We start from the raw sequence: 21,627 nt of genomic DNA, 5'->3' as shown, positions 1-21,627 counted from the left end.
GATATGCAGAAGGCCTGCAGGGCATGAGCGCCTTGGTTTCAGGGTGCATGGCTGCTGGCGTTTGAAAAGTTAGAGCAAACTTAAAGTTGTGCGCAATCGTTTTTTTGATATTTTTATTTTTCCAACTTTATTGGCGAAAAGAGCGTGTCGATAAAACTTCTGGAAAGTTTTATTGGGCACGAGTGTACTCCCTCCGATAAATAAGATCGGAAAAACTTAAAAGAGTGAATGCCTCACTCGGGAGCACTGGTGAACTGGGATATGGGGTATTCGACTATCGAGGGGGCGGCTGATGCTTTTCGGCGCGTGCCCCGGTGGCAGACTCCTTCTGCAGGTGGGAGAAAGGCGAACGATCCGGCCTGCCAGATGGCGATCAGCGACCGTTGCCGGCCCTAGAGTGTGCCGAAACGGCTGGGGGTGCCATGGTCAATGGCAGAAAGGCGGGGGAGTCGTAGGAGTGGGCAAGCGCCAATGCTGGTCGCAGCCACCATTCGGGGCTGCGAAGCGGCCCAGGAGGACAACGTGCCAAGCCCCACACCGGGGGCGTTCGTCAGTTGGCCGGCTGCTTGTCGAGGTAGTTCCTGATGGTGCGCGCCGCATTGTTCAGGTGGCGCTCCAGGACCCTGATGGCTTCGTCCACCAGTTTGTCGCTGGCCGCATCCGCCAGGGCGATATGGTCGTCCTGGGTCAGCTTACCCAGCCCCATCGAGGACAGGTGGAAGCGCAGGAAGCGTTCCTCCTCGTTGAGTTCCACCTCGATCATGCGCAGCAGCTTCTGGTTCTTCGCCTTGCTGTAGAGCGCCATGTGGAACAGGCGATTGAGACGCCCGATCTCGGCATGACGGGTCTCATGTTCCAGCTGATGGATATAGCCGCGGGCGAGGGCGATGTCGCTGGCATCGAGCAGCGGGATCGACTGACGCAGGGCCTCGGACTCCAGGAGCACGCGCAGCGCATAGGTGTCGACCGCATCCTCGCCGATCAGCGGCGCGACCACCGCTCCCTTGTGCATGACCACCTGCAGCAGCGATTGCGCCTCCAGTTGACGCAGCGCCTCACGCACCGGCATGCGGCTGACGCCGAACAGCGTGGCGATCTCCTGCTGGCGCAGGGCGGTGCCTGGCGGCAGACGGCCGTCGAGAATGGCGCTGCGCAAGCGTTCCTCGATCACGCTACGCGCCAGATGCGGTGGTACCTGTTCGCTGCCCAGCACAGTACTCAGGAGTCTGGTTTTCTCGGCCACGCGGGGTCTGCCTCGATGATGTCCAAGATTGGATCCAATTAAACTAGTTATTCGCGAGAGGGGTGTCAAACTGTCACGATGACAAGCACGCCACGTGCCAGGAACGTGCAGCTATCGTGAAGGAAGTCGTTGGTCAAAGGAAGCCGTACATTCCCTTCGATGGTTGGGAAATTCATCCCACCTCGTTCGTCGAGCAGTGATTGTACGGTGCCATTGTCTTTTCGTCCCCCAGGCAGCACCATCGCTGCTTTCGATTGGTCTGAGCAGGTCTTCGCAGTGGCGATACCCCGGATGCTCACACTGGCCGCACGGCGTCTCGGCCTGGCCCTGTTGCTGGGTGGCCTGCTGCTGGGCGGCCTGCGTGCGGAATGGGACTTTTCCCAGATCAGCCGGCGTGCGCAGGGGCTCTATGGCCCCCTTGGCCCTGGCCAGGCACGCATCGATGCCTGGCAGGCGCTGTTGTCCACCCACGGGCAGGGCAGCGAGATGGCGCGCCTGCAGGCGGTCAACCGCTTCTTCAATCAGCAGCTGCGCTACGTCGAAGACATCGACCTGTGGCGTGAAGTGGACTACTGGGCCACGCCCATCCAGGCGTTGCTCAAGGGGGCCGGCGATTGCGAGGACTACGCCATCGCCAAGTATTTCAGCCTGCGGCGCATGGGCATCCCCCGCGACAAGCTGCGCATCACCTACGTCAAGGCGCTGCAGCAGAACCGGGCGCACATGGTCCTGACCTATTATTCAAGCCCACAGGCCCAGCCGCTGGTCCTCGACAGCCTGATCGACGCCATCCGGCCGGCCAGCGAGCGTACCGACCTGTTGCCGGTGTATGCCTTCAACGGCGAGGGCCTGTGGCTGACCGGTGCCTCCGGCAACCGGAAGGTCGGCGACACCAAGCGCCTGTCCCGCTGGCAGGATGTGCTGAAGAAAATGCAGGCCGAAGGGTTCCCGGCCGAACCGGTCTACTGAAGGAGCACAGATGTCATTGTTCAAACAATTGCTGCTTGCCATTTGCCTGTTCCTGGTGGTCGCCTTCAGCGGCAGCTTCGTGGTCAGCCTGGAAAGCTCGCGCAGTCAATACGTCAACCAGTTGCGCTCCCATGCCCAGGACGCGGCGACCGCGCTGGCCTTGTCGCTGACGCCGAATATCGATGACCCGGCGATGGTCGAGCTGATGGTCAGTTCCATTTTCGACAGTGGCTACTACGCGAGCATCAGGGTCATCGACCTGGGCTCCAACGCCGTGCTGGTGGAGCGCCATGCCGAGCCTGACCGTGATGGCGTGCCGGCCTGGTTCGTCCGCTTGATCGGGCTGGAGGCGGCCGCTGGCGATGCCATCGTCAGCCGTGGCTGGCAGCAGGCGGCGCGGGTCGAGGTGATCAGCCACCCGATGTTCGCCCTGGCCAAGCTCTGGCAGGGTGCGCTGGGCAGCCTCGGCTGGCTGCTGCTGTGCGGTGCGCTCAGCGCAGCCCTCGGTGCCCTGTTGCTGCGTCGCCAATTGCGGCCGCTGGACTACATGGTCGCCCAAGCCCAGGCCATCGCCCGCCGCGAGTTCCTCAGTGCGCAGCAGCTGCCGCGCACGCCGGAGCTGCGCCGGGTGGTGCTGGCGATGAACCAGATGGTCGAGAAGCTCAAGGCGCTGTTCACCGAACAGGCCGAGCGCAGCGAGAAGCTGCACGCCGAGTCCTACCAGGACAGCCTCACGGGGCTCGCCAACCGGCGCTATTTCGAGATGCAACTCAATGCCCGGGTCAGCCACCCGGAGGAGGCGCGCGCCGGTTACCTGCTGTTGCTGCGTGTCCAGGACCTTACCGGCCTCAATGCCCGCCTGGGCGGCCCGCGCACCGACCAGTTGCTGCAGGCGGTGGGTGAACAACTGCTGAGCACCTGCGCGAGCTACCCACAGACCAACGACCTGATCACCCGCAGCCGAGGTGGCGAGTTCGCCGTGCTGGCGCCGGGCATGGTCCACGATGAAGCCGTGCAACTGGCCCAGGCCCTGGAGGCCAGCCTGCAGAGCCTGCACACGACTGGCGCCAGCGACGTCGACCCGGTCGCCTGCATCGGCCTTGCGCCCTATAGCCCCGGCGATGCGCCGCATGCCCTGCTCACGCTGGCCGACGAGGCCCTGGCGCGTGCCGAAAGCCAGCCGGAGCCAGGCTGGGTCTGCCTCGAGCAGGGCATCGCGGTCCAGGCCGCCGACAGTCATCATGCCTGGCACACGCGGCTCGACCAGGCCTTGGCCAAAGGGCAGTTCGAGCTGTTCTTCCAACCCGTGGTGGACAGCCAGGCGCCTGGGCGGGTGCTGCACTACAAGGTCGTCTCGCGGCTGCACATCGAGCACGACGAGACGTTGGCCGCCGGCCGCTTCCTGCCCTGGCTGGAGCGCTTCGGCTGGATGCCACGCCTGGACCTGCTGGTGCTGGAAAAGGTGCTCGGGCACCTCCAGGGTCATGACCAAGCCTTGGCGTTGAACCTGTCGGCCGCGACCCTGGCCGACGACAAGGCGCTGCGGCGGGTCTATGAGCTGCTGGGCCAGAACGCCGCGCTGGGGCCTCGGCTGACCTTCGAGATTGGCGAAGAGCAATTGCCGGAGCAGGACTTCCTCGAACACCTGACCCGACGCCTGCGCAGCCTGGGCTTCGGCCTTGCATTGCAGCGCTTCGGTGGCCGCTTCAGCATGATCGGCAACCTCGCCCACCTGGGGCTTGCCTACCTGAAGATCGACGGCAGCTACATCCGCAACATCGACCGGGAGCAGCACAAGCGCCTGTTCATCGAGGCGATCCAGCGGGCGGCGCACAGCATCGACCTGCCGCTGATCGCCGAGCGGGTCGAAAGCGAAGGGGAGGTGCAGGTGCTGCGGGAGATGGGGGTGCAAGGTATCCAGGGGCAGTGGGTCGGCGAACCTGCGCCTTGGCGCTGACCGGGGGAAGGCCCTCTGCCTGGCAGCGCAGCCAGCATTGTACGGACAAGCCCGCTCCTCCAGTCGTCAGATCAAGCCGCCTCCCTCATCTTCCTCGATCAGATTGTTCAGCCCACCCAGCGCCTTGCGCGCCGAGGAGCGGCTGAGCAGCTTGGCCTGGGCATCGGCGGGCAGGTCGGTGATGCTGATCACCCCCTTGGTGGTCAGTACCTCGATGAGGTCCTCGAGCACGCGGATCATGTCCAGGTCGCTCTGCTTGAGCTGCCGGAGGCTGTTTTCCACCACGTCGTCGGCGAACCACGCCTGGACCCGGGCATCGTCAGCCGGGAGGATTTCCGTGTACCCGGCATACGGGGCAGCCTCTACCCGCAGCAGCTGACCCGCGGCGTCGCGTTGCACGTAGAACATGGCGTCGATCCTCGTCTGGTTGCCCCTTCATCGTAGGCAGCATAGGCAAGGATCCCAAGACCTGTTGCGCTAGCCTAACAAATGTCATCTTGACATTATTTTTTCAGACTGCTGTAGAATTGACGGAATTCGCAAGATTCTTTCTTTTATGATGTTTTTTTGACGCTTTTCTGCGTCAAAAATCTTGCCCCCTTTGACCCTTCAGGCGAGCGACGCCTACCGCAATCGGTAGGCGTCGCTCCCGAATTTTTAGAGTCACGGTTTTGGCGAAAAATATTCTCTCTTCAGCCATACCCGGCCTTGATGCCGAGCATGGCCAGTTCCATGAGCAGGGTGTGTACTGGCTGGCGTGCGATACGGCCGAAGATGCCGCCATGGTCTGCCGTCAGGTCCTCAACGCCATGGCAGAGGACGCCAAGGCCGCCTTCATCAGCGATGCGCGAGGTATGCGTGAAGTGCTGGATGCGCTCGATCCGGATCTCGGCCCGGGCGAAATGGCGTTGTATGAGGCCGACCGGCAAGCCGCCCTGCACCTGGCCGAGGACTTGTCCCGCATAGAGGCGTCCGGGCGGCTTGTTCTTGCCTTCCTGCCTGCGGCTGTCTGGGAGGGCGGGGACATAGGCCAGTGGTGCCACGAGGTCCGAGACCGCGTGCGCGACACTGGGACAGTCCTGCTGGTGGTCAGCGAAGGCCAGAGTGTCTGGCTGGTCGAGCAATTGAGAGCGCACAACCAGAATCTCGATGGCATGGCGCAACTGTATCGCGGCCAGGGTGGCATGCGTTACCTGCTGCATTTCTGGAGCAATGCACTGGGTGTCGTCGGTACCGAGGATGTCGAACTCACCCATGATGCCGGTGGTTTCGCACTGGCTGGCCGTCCTCATTCGCTGGGCAGGACCGGGGGCGATGAACTGCTTTGCCTGGCGCAGCGCAAGGTTCTGGAGGGCGCACCGGCCTTCTCCGAGCATTGGCAGTTGTTCGACAGTGTTTCCGAACTTGGCGTCAGGGCCGGCGTGGCAGTATCGGCGACGGTGATCTTCGCCATGGAGGGTGGGCAGCGGCTCGACATCCTGGCCCAACAACTCCATACCCTGCGCCAGTTGCGCGGCAATGCGTTGAAATTGGTGGTCCGCGAGATGGCGCCCACCTTGCGATACCAGGACGAGCAACTGTTGCTGGCATGTGGCGCCAGCCTGATCGTGCCCTTCGGTGCCAGCCTGTCGCGCTTTCTGACGCAGGTCGACAGCATTCAGGGTTATGCCTGGCGCCGACGCCTGCCCAGCGATTTCGAGGTACTGCTCACTCGGCTGAGGCCGCTACCGGTGTGTGGCCTTGTGGCGCCGCGGGTGTTCGCCGAGGCGGTACAGCAGATGTGGCAAGGCCGGCGCAATGGCGAGATCGTCCATCAGTTGCTGGTGTTGCGCCCTGCACCCGGCTTGTCGCCGTTGCAGGCCTGCTCGCGTAGCCTGTTCCGCCGCGATGGCGATATCGCGTGCATCGCCGATGGCGTGTTGTACCTGTTCCTGTTCGCCTGCCGGGCGGAGGGTGTCGAACAGGCGTTGGACTATATCTTCCAGTTGTCCTGGCGGGAGCTCTTCATCGGCCAGGAGCTGCTCGATGACCTCGGTGCCTTGGAAGCCCCTGCATTTCTCGACGAGACCGTGCCGGAATCGCCAAGCGTCGAGTCGGCCAGCATGCCGCTGTCGCAGGTACGCCCGGCGCTGAACCCCCGGCGGATATCGCTGCAGCAGTGGGAAGCTGCATGAATTTCTCGCAACTGCTGCAGGTCATGGCCATCACCGCGCTGGTCACATTGATCCTGGTGCTTTCCATCCTGCACCTGAAGACCCTAATCCAGGGTTGGCTCAAGCACCGCCTGGCGCCCCGACGCCTGAAGGCCCTGGGCGTGCGTAGGCGTGGGGAGAGCCGGCATGAATAGCCCGGCATCGATCGCCAACCCGCTGGCCCGTTGGCCGGGGCTGGGCCTCTGGAACCTGTATTTCCTGGCGAAGTTCCTCATGCTCGGTGCAGGCTTGCTGGATTTCCAGGCATTGCCCAACCTGCTCTTCGCCGCGTTCTTGCTGGTGCCGCTGCCATGGCGCTGGCTGCGCATCGGGCGACAGCTGCTGGCGGTGCCGATCGGGATCGTGCTGTTCTACCAGGACACCTGGCTCCCGCCGTTCCAGCGGCTGCTGGCACAGCCGGGTGTGTTCGACTTCACCGCAGACTACCTGCTGGAGCTGCTGGGCCGCTTCATCAACTGGAACCTGTTGGGCACCCTGCTGCTGTTGGTGGTGGCTTACGTTTACCTGCGTCACTGGTTGCGCCTGAGCACCCTGAGCCTGGCCGGGCTGTTGTGGCTGGCCGCGAGCGGGTTGTCATCGATCGCGCCGGTCGTCTCACGGCAGGCGACGGCCGAGGTCACCACGCAACAGGCAACTGTTACGGTGGCCGACAACGCCACCCTCGATGCCAAGCTGAAAAGCTTCTTCGACAGCGAGCGCCAGCGTGCCACCCTGTTCCCGGCTGCAAGGCCCGACGAGCAGCCCTTCGACCTGTTGGTGATCAACGTCTGTTCGCTCGCCTGGGATGATCTCTCGACCGTAGGCCTGCACGACAACCCGCTGTTCGCACGCCTGGACGTGATCTTCGAGCAATTCAACTCGGCCACCTCGTACAGTGGGCCGGCGGCCATTCGCATGCTGCGCGCCAGCTGTGGCCAGGCCTCGCACGACATGCTGTACCAACCGGCGCCCGAGCAGTGCCTGCTGTTCGAGAACCTCGCCAGGCTGGGCTTCGAGCGCGAGACACTGCTCAACCACAGCGGGCATTTCGATGGCTTCCTGGGCGATATCGTCAACCAGCGCATGCCGCAGCCGGCGTTGACCAATGCCGACTTTCCCCGCGCGCTGGTCGGCTTCGATGGCTCGCCGATCGCCAGTGACCTGGCTGTCCTGCAGCGCTGGTGGGAGCGCCGCCTGGCTTCCGGTGAGGCGCATGTCTCGCTGTTCTATAACACCATCAGCCTGCATGACGGCAACCGGGTAGTGATGGCCGATGGGGGCACGCGTGCCGCCGACTACGGTAGCCGGGCGAACCGCCTGTTCGATGAGCTTGGCAAGTTCCTCGATGAGTTGCAGCGCAGCGGCCGGCGTGTCGTGGTGGCGATCGTGCCGGAGCATGGCGCGGCGCTGCATGGCGACCGCATGCAACTGCCCGGCATGCGCGAGATCCCTACGCCGTCGATCACCCACGTGCCGGTGGGCCTGAAGTTCATCGGCATGGACCAACCCGATCGCCGCGAGCCGCTTCGCGTTGCGGCGCCCTCCAGCTACCTGGCCCTGTCCGAGCTGGTGTCCCGGATCTACGCCAACCAGGGCGCCGGGCAAACGCTGGACGTGGCCGGCCTGCTCGAGGGCCTTCCCACCACCGAGCACGTGGCTGAGACCTCCGGTGCACAGGTAATGGATTTCCAGGGCAGCACCTACATGCGCCTGCAAGGGCAGCGTGACTGGCAGCCATTACCCAAGGAGAGCAATCGATGACGAGCAAAGCCGACCCGGCCAACCGTAGCGATGACATCACCCGGCTGCGTCAGCACCTAGGCCTGCCAGAGCTGCATTACCAGGACATCTCCATGATGGTTGGCGTGCGCCAGGCGCTGGAGCGTTGGCCACTGCTGGGCGAAAGCTGTACGCGGGCGCTGGGTGAACTCGGCAACCCAGCAGCGCCCGCTCCCAAGGCGACCGTGCCATGACCAGCCTTGCACTGCACGGGCTGCGTGGTGGCCTGGGTCGCAGCGCCCTGCTCGCTGCCCTGGGATATGCCCTGCGGGAACTGGGTGAGCGGGTGTTGCTGGTCGACCTGTGCCCGGACAACCTGCTGGGGCTGCACTTCAACCTGCCGCTCGCTGGCGGTGACGGCTGGGCGCGTGCCGAGTTGGATGGGCGACCGTTCGACGATCCGGTGTACGAAGTGCTCGACGGCTTGTGCGTGATGCCATTCGGCGATCTCGACGAAACGGCCCACGCCAGCCTGGCAGGCAAGATCACGCCCGGTGCCTGGCGTCCACGCCAGGCACAATTGACCCGGCACTTCGACTGGGTGCTGTTCGACCTGCCCATGGCTGGCCCGTTGAGTGCCCTCGAAACGGACGTGCGCGTGCTGGTCGCCGAGGCCGAGATGGCCAGCCACGTACTGCTGGGGCGTCGGGCGCTGGAGCGCTACGACTTGTTGCTGGTCAACCGTTTCGACCCGGCCAGCCGCTTGCAGAGCGATGTGCTGATGGTCTGGCGCAGGCTCTACCACCGCCGCCTGCCCTTGCAGGTGGTGCACCGTGACGAGGCCTTTGCCGAGGCATTCGCCTGCAAGGCGCCGGTCGGGCACTACGCGCCCCAGAGCCTGGCCACCCGTGACGTGCAGAGCCTGGCCGTGCGCTGCCTGACGAGGCGGCAGTCATGAAGCTGTCGTCTTCGAATCCCTACGGCTACTTCATCGCCCAAGGCGCAAGCTGGCCAACGGCCTTGCTGTTCACCTTGGGCACGTGGCTCGCTTTTCTCCTGTTGCGCCTGGAGTCGCCAGCCTGGCAGGCGCTGCTGGCTGACCGTCGGCGGCTGTTCCCGCAGGTGGCCGGCAAGCGGCCGACCCTGGGTGACCCGCTGCGCCTGCTGATCCAGGGTGCCTGGCTGCTCATCCGGCGTGAGCCGAGGCCACGCAGCCCAGGCCTCCTGGCGCGTGCCGGGCAGGCCCTGGGTGGCATCGCCGGTGGCTTGGCCAGACGTGTGCGTTCGTACCATGCGTGCCTGATCGAAGGATTGCAGCAAGTGCCCAGGCGCATGCGCACCAGCGCCTTGCAACGCGAGGCGGCCCAAGGCCTGCAACGCCTGAGCGTTGGCGCCCGACGGCTGTTCTATACGGTGCTCACCTTGTGCGCACTGGCGTTGGCGCTGCTGTGCGTGACCGAGCCGTTCGGCTATCTGGCGCAGTTGGTGTTCATCTTGCTGCTATGGGGTATCGCCCTGCTGGTGCGCCACATGCCTGGCCGCTTTCCGACACTGATGCTGATCGTGCTGTCGACGATCATTTCCTGCCGCTACCTGTGGTGGCGCTATACCTCGACACTGAACTGGAACGACACCACGGACCTGGTCTGTGGGCTGATCCTGCTGGTTGCCGAGACCTATTCCTGGTTCGTGCTGATCCTGGGGTATATCCAGACCTGCTGGCCCCTGGAGCGCAAGCCGGCGGCCCTGCCGGCCGAGCCTTCGCACTGGCCGACGGTGGACCTGATGATCCCCACCTACAACGAGGACCTCGCGGTGGTGCGTACCACCGTGCTCGCGGCCCTGGGCCTGGACTGGCCCAGGGAGCGCCTGCGCATCCACCTGCTCGACGACGGACGCCGGGAAGCCTTCGCCGCCTTCGCCGCCGAGGTAGGCGTCGGCTACATCACCCGGCCAGACAACAAGCACGCCAAGGCCGGCAACCTCAACCATGCCTTGGGCGTCACCGATGGCGAACTGGTTGCGATCTTCGACTGCGACCATGTGCCGGTACGCTCCTTCCTGCAGATGACGGTCGGCTGGTTTCTCAAGGACCCGCGTCTGGCGCTGGTGCAGACGCCCCACCATTTCTTCTCGCCCGACCCGTTCGAGCGCAACCTGGGGACCTTCCGCCGCCGGCCCAACGAAGGCGAGCTGTTCTACGGCCTGATACAGGACGGCAACGACATGTGGAACGCCGCCTTCTTCTGCGGCTCCTGCGCCGTGCTGCGACGCAGCGCCCTGGAGAGCATCGGCGGTTTCGCCGTGGAGACCGTGACCGAGGACGCCCATACCGCCCTGCGCCTGCATCGCCAGGGCTGGAACTCAGCCTACCTGCGTATCCCACAGGCTGCCGGGCTGGCCACCGAAAGCCTGTCGGCGCATATCGGCCAGAGGATCCGCTGGGCACGCGGCATGGTGCAGATCTTCCGCACCGACAACCCGCTGTTCGGCCGTGGCCTGAGCCTGTTCCAACGGGTCTGCTACGCCAACGCCATGCTGCATTTTCTGGCGGGCCTGCCACGGCTGGTGTTCCTCACCGCGCCACTGGCATTCCTGTTCCTGCATGCCTACATCATCTACGCACCGGCGCTGATGATCCTGCTCTACGTACTGCCGCACATGATCCATGCCAGCCTGACCAACGCCCGCATGCAGGGCAAGTACCGGCAGACCTTCTGGGGCGAGGTCTACGAGACGGTACTGGCCTGGTATATCGCCCGGCCCACCACGGTCGCCCTGCTGGCGCCGAAGAAGGGCACGTTCAACGTCACAGCCAAAGGTGGGTTGATGGAGCAGAGCCAGTTCGACTGGCGTATCGCCCGGCCGTACCTGTTGTTGGCAGTGCTCAATTTCGCGGGCCTCGGTTTCGCCGCCTGGCGCTTGTTCACAGGCCCGGTCGATGAGATCGGCACGGTCATCGTCAGTTCGCTCTGGGTGATCTACAACCTGCTGATCATCGGCGCGGCGGTGGCCGTGGCGGCCGAGGTTCGCCAGGTGCGCCGCGCACATCGGGTACGGATGCACCTGCCGGCCGCCTTGGTCCTGGACAACGGGCACGCCTACCCGTGCACCTTGGTGGACTACTCCGATAGCGGCATCGGCCTGGAGCTGGGCGATGGCCTGGCACCCATGCCTGGCGAGCGGGTGCGCCTGCTGCTCAGCCGTGGCGAGCGTGAGTTTGCCTTCGGTGCACGGGTCAGCCGCCGTGTTGGCCGGCACCTGGGCCTGACCTTCGATGCGCTGGATGTGCAACAGCGCATCGACCTGGTGCACTGCACCTTCGCCCGCGCCGATGCCTGGCTGGGCTGGCAGGAGCAGCACCAGCCCGACCGCCCGCTGCGCAGCCTGGTCGATGTCCTGAAACTGGGCGGTGTCGGCTACCTGCAGTTGCTCGAGCACGTCCCGGCCCGCCTGCTGGGGCCCCTGCAACCCCTGGTCCTGCTGGTGCGCTGGCTGGCCAGTTTCATGCCGCGTACCCCGCGCCCACTCCCTTCCACGAACCTTCTGACCCGAGACGCATCATGACCCGTTACTGCGCACATGCCTGGGGCATGGCGATGGCGCTGCTCGCCTCCGTGTTCCAGGTAACCGCCGCCGCGACCCCGGCCACCCTCGATGTGCCTGCCGAGCCGGTGGTACCCAACTGGCCTGTGTCGAGGACGTTCGAGCAGCTTGGGCACCCAGCCGATACCTTGTTGCTCGGCGTGCGCAACAACGAGCAGGTCGAGTTCGGCGTGCGCCGCGATCGGCTGGCCACCGAGGCGCTCCTGCAACTGGACTACACCCCGTCGCCAGCACTGTTGCCGACCCTGTCGCACCTGCGGGTCTACCTCAATGACGAGCTGATGGGCGTGCTGCCAGTGGAGAAGGAGCAGCTTGGCCAGCGCGTGCAGCGCCAGTTGCCCCTCGACCCCAAGCTGATCGGCGATTTCAACCGGGTGCGCCTGGAGTTCGTGGGGCACTACACCGACATCTGCGAAGACCCTGCACACAGCGGCTTGTGGCTGAACCTCAACCGCAAGAGCGAGGTCCGCCTGCGCGAACAGGCGCTGGCGATGGAAAACGACCTGGCCTTCTTCCCGCTGCCGTTCTTCGATGCTAGGGATACCGGCAAGGTCGACCTGCCGGTGATCTTCGCAGCGACCCCGACCCTCGGCGAGCAGCGTGCCGCTGCGATCCTGTCTTCGTACTTCGGCAGCCAGGCCGGCTGGCGCAAGGCGACCTTCCCGGTGCTCTTCGATCGCCTGCCAGTCGCTGGCGAGCGGCCGAAACCGGCCATCGTCTTCGCCAGCAATGAACGCCGTCCCTCGTTCCTGGCCGATTACGAGCGGTTTCCACGCGTGGATGGCCCGGTGGTGCAGATGATCGACCACCCGCAAGACCCTTGGAGCAAGTTGCTGCTGGTACTGGGCCGCGACGACGCCGACCTGGTCAAGGCCGCCTCGGCGCTGGCGGTGGGCAACGAACTGTTCCGCGGTGCCCGGGTGGCGGTCGAGCAGATGAGCGAGTTGCAGCCACGCAAGCCCTACGATGCACCGAACTGGACACGCACCGACCGCCCGGTTCGCTTCGCCGAATTGCTCGACTACCCCCAGCAACTGCAGGTCAGTGGCTTGCAGCCGAGGGCGATCACGCTCGATGTGAACCTGCCGCCGGACCTGTTCGTCTGGCGTAACCAGGGTATTGCGCTGCGCACCTTGTATCGCTATACACCGCCAGCGGTCACCGACGAGTCGCGCCTGAGCATCAGCGTCAACGACCAGTACATCACCAGCATGCCGCTGGTCGGTAACGATCGCCGTGGCGGCACGCTGGAAGAGCTGCGCCTGAGTGTCCTGTCCAGCGACAGCACCGCGCTGAGCGAGCAGGCGCTGGTACCTGCGCTGAAGATCGGCGACCGCAACCGCCTGCGTTTCGACTTCAGCTTCGCCAGCAAGCTCGGCAGTGCCCAGCGCGATCACTGCCAGACCTCCTTGCCGGTGGACGTGCGTGCAGCCATCGACGAGAACTCGACGATCGACCTCTCCGGCTACCACCACTACATCGCCATGCCCGACTTGCGTGCCTTCGCCCGCAGCGGCTTCCCTTTCAGCCGCATGGCCGACTTGTCCGAGACGCTGATCCTGATGCCCGCCAAGCCCACGCCGATGCAGGTGGGGACCTTGCTCGACGTGGTGGCGGGTGTGGCCGGCCATGTCGGTTATCCGGCCCTGGGCGTACGCATTGTCGATGACTGGAAGCAGGCCAGCACCGTGGATGCCGACCTGTTGGTGATCGGCACGTTGCCGCAGGCGCTGGGCCAGGAGCGCAACCTCGGCCTGCTGCTCGATGCCCAGCGTGACTGGCTGTTGCAAGGGCGTGCGTCGGGGCTCCCTGGCAGCGACCGCTTCGACACCGCATCGGTATTGCCCAGCAGCCGCGTGGACGTCAGTGCCCAGGCGCCGATCGCCGCGATCACCGGGCTCAAGTCACCGTTCCATGAGCAACGGAGCGTGGTCGCACTGTTGGCCAATACCGACGCCGACCATGCGCTGCTGCGTGATGTCCTTGGCGATGTCGGCAAGCTCGACGCCGTGGCGGGCTCGGTCACCCTGGCGCGCAGCAGTGGGGTGAGCAGCCAGTTCGTCGGCGAACATTATTTCGTCGGCCAACTGCCCTGGTGGCTGCTGCTGTGGTTCCACCTGTCCGAGCACCCGGTGCTGCTTGCACTTGTCGCTGCCGTCAGCGTGGTGCTGTTCGCCTTCTTGCTGTGGCGCGCGCTGCGTTGGGCCGCCCGGCGCCGACTGGGCGAGGCAGGCTGAACATGCGGCGGCTTGTGCTACTGCTTTTGGCGCTTGCCCTGCCCACGGTCGCCGGTGCAGCGCCAACCTGCGCATGGCCGGCCTGGGAGCGCTTCAAGACGGCGCTGGTGAGCGGGGACGGGCGGGTCATCGACCCCAGTGACGCGCGCCTGATCACCACCTCGGAAGGGCAGAGCTACGGCCTGTTCTTCGCCCTGGTGAACAATGATCGGGCGACCTTCGCGCAGTTGCTGCGCTGGACCACCAACAACCTGGCCCAGGGCGACCTGGCCCGTCATCTGCCGGCCTGGTTGTGGGGACGCGACGCCCAGGGGCAATGGCAGGTGCTCGACGCCAACAATGCCAGCGACGCCGACCTGTGGATCGCCTACAGCCTGCTCGAAGCCGGCCGACTGTGGCAGGCGCCCGGCTATACCCAGCTCGGCCAGCACCTGCTCTGGCGCATCGCCGCCCAGACACTGCGCAAGCTGCCCGGCCTGGGGGTGATGCTGCTGCCGGCCGACCATGGCTTCGAGGATGCACGGGGTTGGCGCCTGAACCTGAGCTACCTGCCCCTGCAACTGCTCGACCGATTCGCCCAGGTCGACCCGCTGTGGGGCGAGCTCGCCGGCAATACCCGCCGCCTGCTGCGCGAGGCCTCTGCGAAAGGGTTTGCGCCGGACTGGTTGCTGTGGACCGCTGCCGGCACCATCGCGCCGGACCCGCAGCACGGCAATACCGGTGCCTATGACGCCATCCGCGTCTACCTGTGGCTCGGCATGCTCGCCAAGGATGCTGCGCAACGTGTCGAACTGCAGCACCACTTCGCGCCGATGGTCGCGCTGACGGTGCGAAACGGTCAGCCACCGGAAACCGTGGATGTGCGCAGTGGCCAGGCGAGCGGTGCCGGACCGGGAGGCTTCTCGGCCGCGCTGCTGCCCTTGCTGGCCGTGGCGCCTGACGCCGGCCCAGGCCTGCGGGCCCAACGGCTGCGTCTGCAAGAACAGGCGATCGAGCCCCGTGCCTACTACAACCAGGTGCTGGCGCTGTTCGGCCAGGGCTGGGATGAGGCGCGTTATCGCTTCGACAAAGCGGGGCGGCTGCTGCCGGCCTGGAGTGCGTCATGTACCGATTGATTGGCATCGTGTTGCTGGCAGGGCTTTCCAGCCAGGTCGCGGCGCAACCGAGCGACCGCAACGAGCAGCGTCAATGGCTGCTCGAGCAGATCCGCATGGGCGAGGCGTTGCACCGCGATGACTTGGTGCGCGATGCCTTGGGTCGCTTGCGTCTGCTTGAACCGGGCGATGCCGAGGTGTTGCTGGCGTCGTTGCGCCTGGCTCTGCGCGAGCGCGACGAGGCACAGGCCAGCCAGTTGCTGGCGCGTATCAGCCAGGTGGCGCCTGGCAGTGTGCAGGAACGCAATGCCAGGCGTCTGCTCGAGCTGCAGCAGCCTGAAGGCAACCGGCGCCTGCAGCAGGCTCGCCTGATGGCGATCACTGGCCGCAATGCGGAGGCGGCCGCTTTGTACGAGCAATTGTTCGCCGGTGATCCGCCGAGCCTGGACCTGGCGCTGGACTACTGGCGCGTGCGCAGCAACGTGCCCGGCCAGCGCCTGGAAGCGATCGACCGGCTGCAGGCGCTGGATCGCCAGTACCCAGGCAATGCCGCGTTGCGTCAGACGCTGGTGGGGCTGTTGTTCGCCGAGAACCGCGATACCGAGGCCCTGGCCGTGCTGGAGCAATTGTCCCGCGACCCAGGTGCACGCGATGCGGCTGCCCAGCGGGAGTTCGACTACCTGTCCGAGCAATCGGTGAGCCGTGACAGCGTTGCCGCCTGGCAAGCGTTCGTCCAGCGCTACCCGGCCTCACCGCTGCTGCCCAAGGCCGGTGAAGTACTGGCACAGCAGCGCCGCCTGGTCGCCGATCCCGCCTGGCAGGCGGGCCAGCATGGCCTGCGCCTGCTCGAGCAGGGACGCTACATCGAGGCCGAGGCCCAGTTGCGCCGGGCCCTGCGCCAGTATCCTGGCGATGCCAGGCTGCACGGCGCCTTGGGTTCGACGTTGATGGGGCAGCGCCGCTATGAGGACGCCAATGCTGCCTTCCGGCTGGCCGCCAGCAAGGAGCAGGACACCCACTGGATGAGCAAATGGAACGACCTGGAAGCGTCCAGTCGCTACTGGGGCCAGCTCAAGAAGGCCGACCTGGCCCTGGAGCAGGGCAATGTCCCGCTTGCCCGGTCGCTCTACCAGCAGGCGCGCAAGCAGCGCCCTGGGGATGAGTTCGCCGTGCTCGGGCTGGCCGATGTCGCCGTGGCCGAAGGCGACCAGGCCACGGCCGAACGCCTGTTCCTCCAGGCGCGGCGCCTGGCACCGGACAACGAGAGCGCCGTGCGTGGCCTGTTGCGGATCTACCAGGCGCAATCGCCGGACAAGGCCCGAGCCTACCTGGACGGGCTGCCGCCCCGGCAACAGGCAGCGTTCGCCGACCTGCGCCGTGGTCTGGAACTGGAGCGGTTGCGTGGCGAGGGTGACGCTGCCATGCAGCGGCAGGACTGGCTCGCGGCGAGCCAGGCCTTGGACCGGGCCGTCGAGCTCGCGCCCGATGAGCCGTGGCTGGTTTATTCGCTGGCCGGCAGCCTGCATCAACAGGGGCGCCTGAGCGAGGCCGATGCCGCATTCGCCAGGCTGCTGCGGCGTCACCCGGCTGCCCCGGCGGCCCGTTATGCCCATGGCCTGTTCCTGGAATCCACTGATCGCGATGCGCTGGCATTGGACAGCCTGGCTCGCGTACCGAAGGGCGCCTGGAGCGACGACATGCGCACGTTGGATCAGCGCGTGCGTCGCCGCGTGACCCTGGCCAAGGCCCGGCAGCTGCGCGACCAGGGGCGCGAAGCCGAGGCTACGGCACTGCTGGAGGCCAGCCTGGCCGGCGGCGAGGGCGACCCCGATGACCTGCTGACGTTGGCCGACTGGGCCATGACCCGCGGTGACCACAAGGCTACTCAGGCGTATTACGCGCGCGTGCTGGCGCGTCAGCCGGAGCAGCCCGAGGCGCGTCTTGGCCTGATCGAAAGCTGGATCGCCGAAGGCGACCTGCCGCGAGCTCGCCAGGCGCTTGAGCGACACCCGGTGCACTTCCCTGCTGGGCAGAATGACGCCCAGCGCCGCCTGGCCAATGCCTGGCTGGCGGTCGGCGAGCGAGACAAAGCCGCGACGCTGCTCGACCGGCTGCTGGCCGAGCAGACGCAACCTGACCCGCTGCTGCGCCGCGATGCCGCGCGCCTGGCGAGCGCGCAGGCGCCACAGCGGGCACTGGACGTGTACGCCGCGGCGATGGCCGATGCCGACCTGCTGGACCGCCACGCGGTGGCACCGCGTGACGACCGTGCCTTGACCTTCGCTAGCCGGGCGCGTGATGAGGACGACTGGCTGGCGCGCAGCCTGCGCAGCGATGTCGACGAACTGTATCGACGGCACAACCCCAGCATCACCCTGATGCACGACTATGGCTGGCGCAATGACAGCGGTACCGCCGGGATTTCCAGGCTGGCCACCCAATCCACCCTGCTGCATGCCGACGCACCTTGGCAGGACGGCAAGGCGTTCGTCCGGCTCGAGCGGATCGGCCTGGATGCCGGGCGCTTCGACCTGGATGACGATGGCCTGCATCGCGAGGCCTTCGGCACTTGTCAGGTCTCGGGCGAACAGCTCGAGTCGGGGTGTGTCGGCGGTAGGCAACGCGCCAATGGCCGGATCATGGCGCTGGGCTGGGAAGGTGAGCGCTGGGCCGCCGACCTGGGCACCACCGATGGCTTCGAAGTCGACAACTGGCTCGGCGGCGCTACGGTCAATGGTGACCTGGGGCAATACGGCTGGTCGCTGACCGCCTCGCGGCGGCCGATGAGCAACTCGCTGCTGTCCTTTGGCGGCGCCAAGGACCCGCGTACCGGCATACGCTGGGGGGGTGTCACTGCCAACGGCGCCACGCTTGGCCTGAGCTGGGATCAGGGTGGTGATGATGGCGTCTGGGCCAGCCTCGGCCATCACTGGCTGCGTGGCGAGAACGTTGCCGATAACCAGCGGACCCGGGCCATGGCGGGTTATTACTACCGCCTGGTGGAAAGGGCTGATGAGCGCATGCGCATCGGCCTTACCGTGATGCACTGGCGCCACGACAAGGACCTGGGCGACTACACCTTGGGCCAGGGTGGCTACTACAGCCCGGAGCGCTACAACTCCATCGGCGTGCCGTTCAGCTATGCCTGGCGCAACTACGATTGGTCGGTGCTGCTGGAGAGTTCGGTCAGTTGGTCCCAGGCCAGGAGCGGCAGCCAGCCGCGTTACCCGAAAGGTTCGCTGAACGCCAAGGCGCTGGATCGCTATGACATCGCCACCTCGAACATCGGCGACGTCAGCGAGGGGAGTACCAGCAATGGCCTGGGCTACCACCTCAGGGGGTTGTTCGAGCGGCGCTTGAGCGACCACTGGGCGCTTGGTGGCGGCTTCGACTGGCGATACAGCGACGACTATGCGCCAAGCCACGCCATGCTCTACGTGCGCTACCTCTTCGACCCGTGGCGCGGCAACCTTCTGCTGCCGGTGCAGCCCCTGGAGCCTTACAGCGAGTGGCGGTGAGTGTAGTGGGGCTGCGAAGCAGCCCAGAATCTGCTGCATGACACCTGTTCTGCGAACACCGCTGAGCCCGATCGGCATCTTGAAAGGCCATGAAACCCGCCATATCAATATTCTTTAAAGATATTTAAATAATATTTCTTATGCTTTTATAGTTACTCCCACTGCGTACCTGCCGACCAATCGGCGCGCCGCACGACCTGAACCCACACGGGAAATCCCCGTGCGTTTCTAATCGTTGCGCGCCCTGAAGTCGCGCACTGCGTGGGAGTGAACAATGCCAGCCGCCTCGAACGCCTTGTCGTCCATCGACAGCGCCCAGCCGCAATCCTTTGAAATCCGCCCGTTCGCCGGTGCCGTCGGCGCCGAGATCGTCGGTCTCGACCTGGCCAGGCCGGTCAACACCGAGGATTTCAGCCGAATCCATCGCGCCCACCTCGACCACCACGTCCTGGTGTTTCGCGACCAGCGCATCACTCCAGAGCAGCAGATCGCCTTCAGCCGCCGTTTCGGCGAGCTGCAGATCCATGTGCTCAAGCAGTTCCTGCTCGAAGGGCACCCTGAGATCCTCATCGTTTCCAACATCATCGAAGACGGCCGCAACATCGGCCTGGGCGATGCCGGCAAGTTCTGGCACTCGGACCTCTCCTACAAGGAGCTCCCAAGCCTTGGTTCCATGCTGCACGCCCAGGAGCTGCCCAGCGAAGGCGGCGACACCCTCTTCGCCGACATGCACAAGGCCTGGGAGGCGGTGCCCGAAGCGCTGCGCCAGGTGGTCGAGGGGCGCAGCGCGGCACACTCCTACACCGCGCGTTACGCCGAGACCCGGTTCGAGGGTAACTGGCGACCGACCCTGACCGCCGAGCAGCTCGCCCAGGTCAAGGAAGTCATCCACCCCATCGTGCGCACCCACCCGGAAAACGGCCGCAAGGCGTTGTTCGTCAGTGAAGGCTTCACCACGCGCATCGTCGGCCTGCCGGAGGACGAAAGCCGCGATGTGCTGCAGCAGCTCTACGCCCTGAGCGTGCTCGAAGCGAACATCTACCGCCATCAGTGGCAGCCCCATGACCTGGTGTTCTGGGACAACCGCTCGCTGATCCACCTGGCCACCGGCTGCCCCGCACACCTGCGGCGCAAGCTGTACCGCACCACCATCCAGGGCGATGCCCCGTTCTGACCTCATCAGGAGAGTTCCCATGCGCAAATCCATCAGCCGCCTGGCGGCGAGCATCGGCCTGGGCGCCAGCCTGGTCGTCGGCAGCCTGGCCGCCCCCAGCGTGGCCCAGGCCGAAGGCAAGATCCGCATCGCCGAGCAGTTCGGCATCGTCTACCTGCTGCTCAACGTGGTCCGCGACCAGCAGTTGATCGAGAAACACGGCAAGGAGCAGGGTATCGACATCCAGGTCGACTGGGCCCAGCTCTCCGGCGGCGCGGCGATCAACGACGCGCTGCTGTCCGGCTCGGTGGACATCGCCGGTGCCGGCGTCGGGCCGCTGCTCACGGTCTGGGACCGCACCCGCGGCCGGCAGAACGTCAAGGCCGTGGCGTCGCTCGGCAACTTCCCGTACTACCTGGTCAGCAGCAACCCCAACGTCAAGACCATCGCCGATATCAGCGACAAGGACCGTATCGCCGTGCCTGCCGTGGGCGTGTCGGTGCAGTCGCGTTTCCTCCAGTACGCCGCCGCCCAGCAGTGGGGCGACAAGGAGTACGCGCGCCTGGACAAATACACCCTGGCCGTGCCGCACCCGGACGCCACCGCGGCCCTGCTGGCCGGCGGCACCGAGCTCAACGGGCACTTCTCCAACCCGCCGTTCCAGGACCAGGTCCTGGCCAACAAGGATGTGCATGTCGTGCTGAACAGCTACGACCTGCTCGGCCCCAACTCGCCGACCCTGTTATTCGCCACCGAGAAATTCCGCAAGGACAACCCCAAGACCTACAAGGCCTTCGTCGATGCCCTGGCCGAGGCAGCGGACTTCGCTCAGAAGGACAAGGCCGCCGCGGCCGACACCTACATCCGCATGACCCAGGCCAAGATCGACCGCGACGCGTTGATTCGCCTGATCGACAACCCTCAGTACGAGTTCACCGTCACGCCGAAGAACACCTACAAGCTGGCCGATTTCCTCTACCGGGTCGGCGCCATCAAGCACAAGCCCGAGTCGTGGAAGGACTACTTCTTCCAGGACGAACGCCCGCTGCAGGGGAGCTGATCGCCCATGACCGCCCCATTGCCAGGCCACACGGCCAGCAACCTGAGCCATGTCGCCACACCACCGCTGCTGCAGGTGGACAACCTCAGCCTGGAGTACCGCACGGCGCAGCGCGTGGTGCGGGCCACCCACCAGGTCAGCTTCGAAGTCGACCGTGCCGACCGTTTCGTCCTGCTGGGGCCTTCCGGTTGCGGCAAGTCCACCTTGCTCAAGGCCGTGGCCGGCTTCATCGAACCGCGGGAGGGCCAGGTCCTGCTGCAGGGCCAGCCGGTGCGTGGCCCCGGTCCTGACCGCATCGTGGTGTTCCAGGAGTTCGACCAGTTGCCGCCCTGGAAGACGGTGAAACAGAACGTCATGTTCCCCCTGCTGGTGTCCGGGCAACTCAAGCGCGTCGAGGCCGAGGCGCGGGCCCTGCACTACTTGGAGAAGGTCGGCCTGGCGGCGTTCGCCGATGCCTACCCGCATACCCTGTCCGGCGGCATGAAGGCGCGGGTGGCGATCGCCCGGGCCCTGGCCACCCAGCCGAAGATCCTGCTCATGGACGAGCCGTTCGCCGCGCTCGACGCCCTGACCCGACGCAAGATGCAGGAAGAGCTGTTACTGCTCTGGGAGGAGGTGCGTTTCACCCTGCTGTTCGTCACCCATTCCATCGAGGAAGCGCTGGTGGTGGGCAACCGCATCCTGCTGCTCTCGCCCCATCCCGGGCGGGTGCGGGCCGAGGTGCACAGCCACCAGTACGACCTGGGCAGCCTCGGTGGCGTCGACTTCCAGGCCAGCGCCCGGCGCATCCACCGCCTGTTGTTCGACGAGGCCAGCGAGCCTGAACAGGCGGGCGAGCTGGGTTTCAACGATATTCGCATCGCCTACTGACAGGAGCCT

Annotated in this window: 16 protein-coding genes; 14 read left to right on the top strand and 2 right to left on the bottom strand. The window is 65.6% G+C overall.

The window, feature by feature from the left end; all coding sequences use genetic code 11:
* Nucleotides 1–550: 550 nt before the first annotated feature.
* On the bottom strand, nt 551–1,243 hold the full coding sequence (locus tag NJF35_RS22145) for a GntR family transcriptional regulator (RefSeq protein WP_225787704.1): 693 nt from the start codon (nt 1,241–1,243) through the stop codon (nt 551–553).
* A 207-nt stretch (nt 1,244–1,450) separates the two neighbouring features.
* On the opposite strand from NJF35_RS22145, the gene lapG reads away from it, so the two are divergent.
* Both lapG and lapD read left to right on the top strand, forming a co-directional pair.
* Nucleotides 1,451–2,212 (top strand): cysteine protease LapG, encoded by a 762-nt coding sequence (lapG, locus tag NJF35_RS22140; RefSeq protein ID WP_225787703.1) that lies wholly within the window; start codon nt 1,451–1,453, stop codon nt 2,210–2,212.
* A gap of 10 nt (nt 2,213–2,222) precedes the next feature.
* Complete coding sequence (gene lapD / locus NJF35_RS22135) at nt 2,223–4,169, top strand: cyclic di-GMP receptor LapD (protein WP_225787702.1); 1,947 nt, start codon at nt 2,223–2,225, stop codon at nt 4,167–4,169.
* Nucleotides 4,170–4,235: 66 nt separating this feature from the next.
* Here the strand turns inward: lapD and NJF35_RS22130 are convergent, their stop codons facing one another.
* On the bottom strand, nt 4,236–4,577 hold the full coding sequence (locus tag NJF35_RS22130) for a tryptophan synthase subunit beta (RefSeq protein ID WP_225787701.1): 342 nt from the start codon (nt 4,575–4,577) through the stop codon (nt 4,236–4,238).
* Nucleotides 4,578–4,912: 335 nt separating this feature from the next.
* On the opposite strand from NJF35_RS22130, the gene bcsE reads away from it, so the two are divergent.
* The 12 genes from bcsE (at nt 4,913) to NJF35_RS22070 (ending at nt 21,618) form a co-directional block, all read left to right on the top strand.
* A complete protein-coding gene (gene bcsE / locus NJF35_RS22125; RefSeq protein WP_253091485.1) occupies nt 4,913–6,343 on the top strand; it encodes a cellulose biosynthesis protein BcsE in 1,431 nt (476 codons plus the stop codon).
* Nucleotides 6,340–6,516, top strand: a complete 177-nt coding sequence (bcsF, locus tag NJF35_RS22120) for a cellulose biosynthesis protein BcsF (RefSeq protein ID WP_225787700.1) — start codon at nt 6,340–6,342, stop codon at nt 6,514–6,516. The genes bcsE and bcsF overlap by 4 nt, the downstream gene beginning before the upstream one ends.
* Complete coding sequence (gene bcsG, locus NJF35_RS22115; protein ID WP_253091484.1) at nt 6,509–8,122, top strand: cellulose biosynthesis protein BcsG; 1,614 nt, start codon at nt 6,509–6,511, stop codon at nt 8,120–8,122. The genes bcsF and bcsG overlap by 8 nt, the downstream gene beginning before the upstream one ends.
* On the top strand, nt 8,119–8,334 hold the full coding sequence (bcsR, locus tag NJF35_RS22110; protein WP_225787698.1) for a cellulose biosynthesis protein BcsR: 216 nt from the start codon (nt 8,119–8,121) through the stop codon (nt 8,332–8,334). Before bcsG ends, bcsR begins: the two co-directional genes overlap by 4 nt.
* Nucleotides 8,331–9,038 carry a cellulose biosynthesis protein BcsQ gene (gene bcsQ, locus NJF35_RS22105; RefSeq protein WP_253081309.1) on the top strand — a complete coding sequence of 236 codons (708 nt, stop codon included), beginning with the start codon at nt 8,331–8,333 and terminating at the stop codon, nt 9,036–9,038. The genes bcsR and bcsQ overlap by 4 nt, the downstream gene beginning before the upstream one ends.
* Nucleotides 9,035–11,647, top strand: a complete 2,613-nt coding sequence (bcsA, locus tag NJF35_RS22100) for a UDP-forming cellulose synthase catalytic subunit (RefSeq protein ID WP_253091483.1) — start codon at nt 9,035–9,037, stop codon at nt 11,645–11,647. Before bcsQ ends, bcsA begins: the two co-directional genes overlap by 4 nt.
* Nucleotides 11,644–13,923, top strand: a complete 2,280-nt coding sequence (gene bcsB / locus NJF35_RS22095) for a cellulose biosynthesis cyclic di-GMP-binding regulatory protein BcsB (protein WP_225787695.1) — start codon at nt 11,644–11,646, stop codon at nt 13,921–13,923. The genes bcsA and bcsB overlap by 4 nt, the downstream gene beginning before the upstream one ends.
* Nucleotides 13,924–13,925: 2 nt before the next feature.
* Nucleotides 13,926–15,038: a cellulose synthase complex periplasmic endoglucanase BcsZ gene (bcsZ, locus tag NJF35_RS22090; RefSeq protein ID WP_253081311.1), complete on the top strand. Its 1,113-nt coding sequence runs from the start codon at nt 13,926–13,928 to the stop codon at nt 15,036–15,038.
* Complete coding sequence (bcsC, locus tag NJF35_RS22085; RefSeq protein WP_225787693.1) at nt 15,026–18,535, top strand: cellulose synthase complex outer membrane protein BcsC; 3,510 nt, start codon at nt 15,026–15,028, stop codon at nt 18,533–18,535. The genes bcsZ and bcsC overlap by 13 nt, the downstream gene beginning before the upstream one ends.
* 274 nt (nt 18,536–18,809) lie before the next feature.
* A complete protein-coding gene (locus NJF35_RS22080) occupies nt 18,810–19,709 on the top strand; it encodes a TauD/TfdA dioxygenase family protein (RefSeq protein ID WP_225787692.1) in 900 nt (299 codons plus the stop codon).
* Nucleotides 19,710–19,728: 19 nt separating this feature from the next.
* Nucleotides 19,729–20,748 carry an ABC transporter substrate-binding protein gene (locus tag NJF35_RS22075; RefSeq protein ID WP_253091482.1) on the top strand — a complete coding sequence of 340 codons (1,020 nt, stop codon included), beginning with the start codon at nt 19,729–19,731 and terminating at the stop codon, nt 20,746–20,748.
* Nucleotides 20,749–20,754: 6 nt separating this feature from the next.
* Entirely contained in the window at nt 20,755–21,618 is an 864-nt protein-coding gene (locus tag NJF35_RS22070; RefSeq protein ID WP_225787690.1) for an ABC transporter ATP-binding protein, read from the top strand.
* Nucleotides 21,619–21,627 lie beyond the last annotated feature (9 nt).

It is taken from the genome of Pseudomonas guariconensis (genome assembly GCF_024127895.1).
In the GTDB taxonomy this organism is placed as follows: domain Bacteria; phylum Pseudomonadota; class Gammaproteobacteria; order Pseudomonadales; family Pseudomonadaceae; genus Aquipseudomonas; species Aquipseudomonas guariconensis_B.
The sequence above is the reverse complement of the archived record's forward strand: the minus strand, read 5'-3'. Positions and strand labels throughout refer to the sequence as shown.

Coding starts and splice junctions, on each gene's coding strand:
- bcsF (WP_225787700.1), top strand. CDS start 6,340: ATGAATTTCTCGCAACTGCTGCAGGTCATGGCCATCACCGCGCTGGTC.
- NJF35_RS22080 (WP_225787692.1), top strand. CDS start 18,810: ATGCCAGCCGCCTCGAACGCCTTGTCGTCCATCGACAGCGCCCAGCCG.
- bcsZ (WP_253081311.1), top strand. CDS start 13,926: ATGCGGCGGCTTGTGCTACTGCTTTTGGCGCTTGCCCTGCCCACGGTC.
- NJF35_RS22075 (WP_253091482.1), top strand. CDS start 19,729: ATGCGCAAATCCATCAGCCGCCTGGCGGCGAGCATCGGCCTGGGCGCC.
- NJF35_RS22070 (WP_225787690.1), top strand. CDS start 20,755: ATGACCGCCCCATTGCCAGGCCACACGGCCAGCAACCTGAGCCATGTC.
- bcsQ (WP_253081309.1), top strand. CDS start 8,331: ATGACCAGCCTTGCACTGCACGGGCTGCGTGGTGGCCTGGGTCGCAGC.
- lapD (WP_225787702.1), top strand. CDS start 2,223: ATGTCATTGTTCAAACAATTGCTGCTTGCCATTTGCCTGTTCCTGGTG.
- NJF35_RS22130 (WP_225787701.1), bottom strand. CDS start 4,577: ATGTTCTACGTGCAACGCGACGCCGCGGGTCAGCTGCTGCGGGTAGAG.
- bcsA (WP_253091483.1), top strand. CDS start 9,035: ATGAAGCTGTCGTCTTCGAATCCCTACGGCTACTTCATCGCCCAAGGC.
- bcsC (WP_225787693.1), top strand. CDS start 15,026: ATGTACCGATTGATTGGCATCGTGTTGCTGGCAGGGCTTTCCAGCCAG.
- bcsG (WP_253091484.1), top strand. CDS start 6,509: ATGAATAGCCCGGCATCGATCGCCAACCCGCTGGCCCGTTGGCCGGGG.
- bcsR (WP_225787698.1), top strand. CDS start 8,119: ATGACGAGCAAAGCCGACCCGGCCAACCGTAGCGATGACATCACCCGG.
- bcsB (WP_225787695.1), top strand. CDS start 11,644: ATGACCCGTTACTGCGCACATGCCTGGGGCATGGCGATGGCGCTGCTC.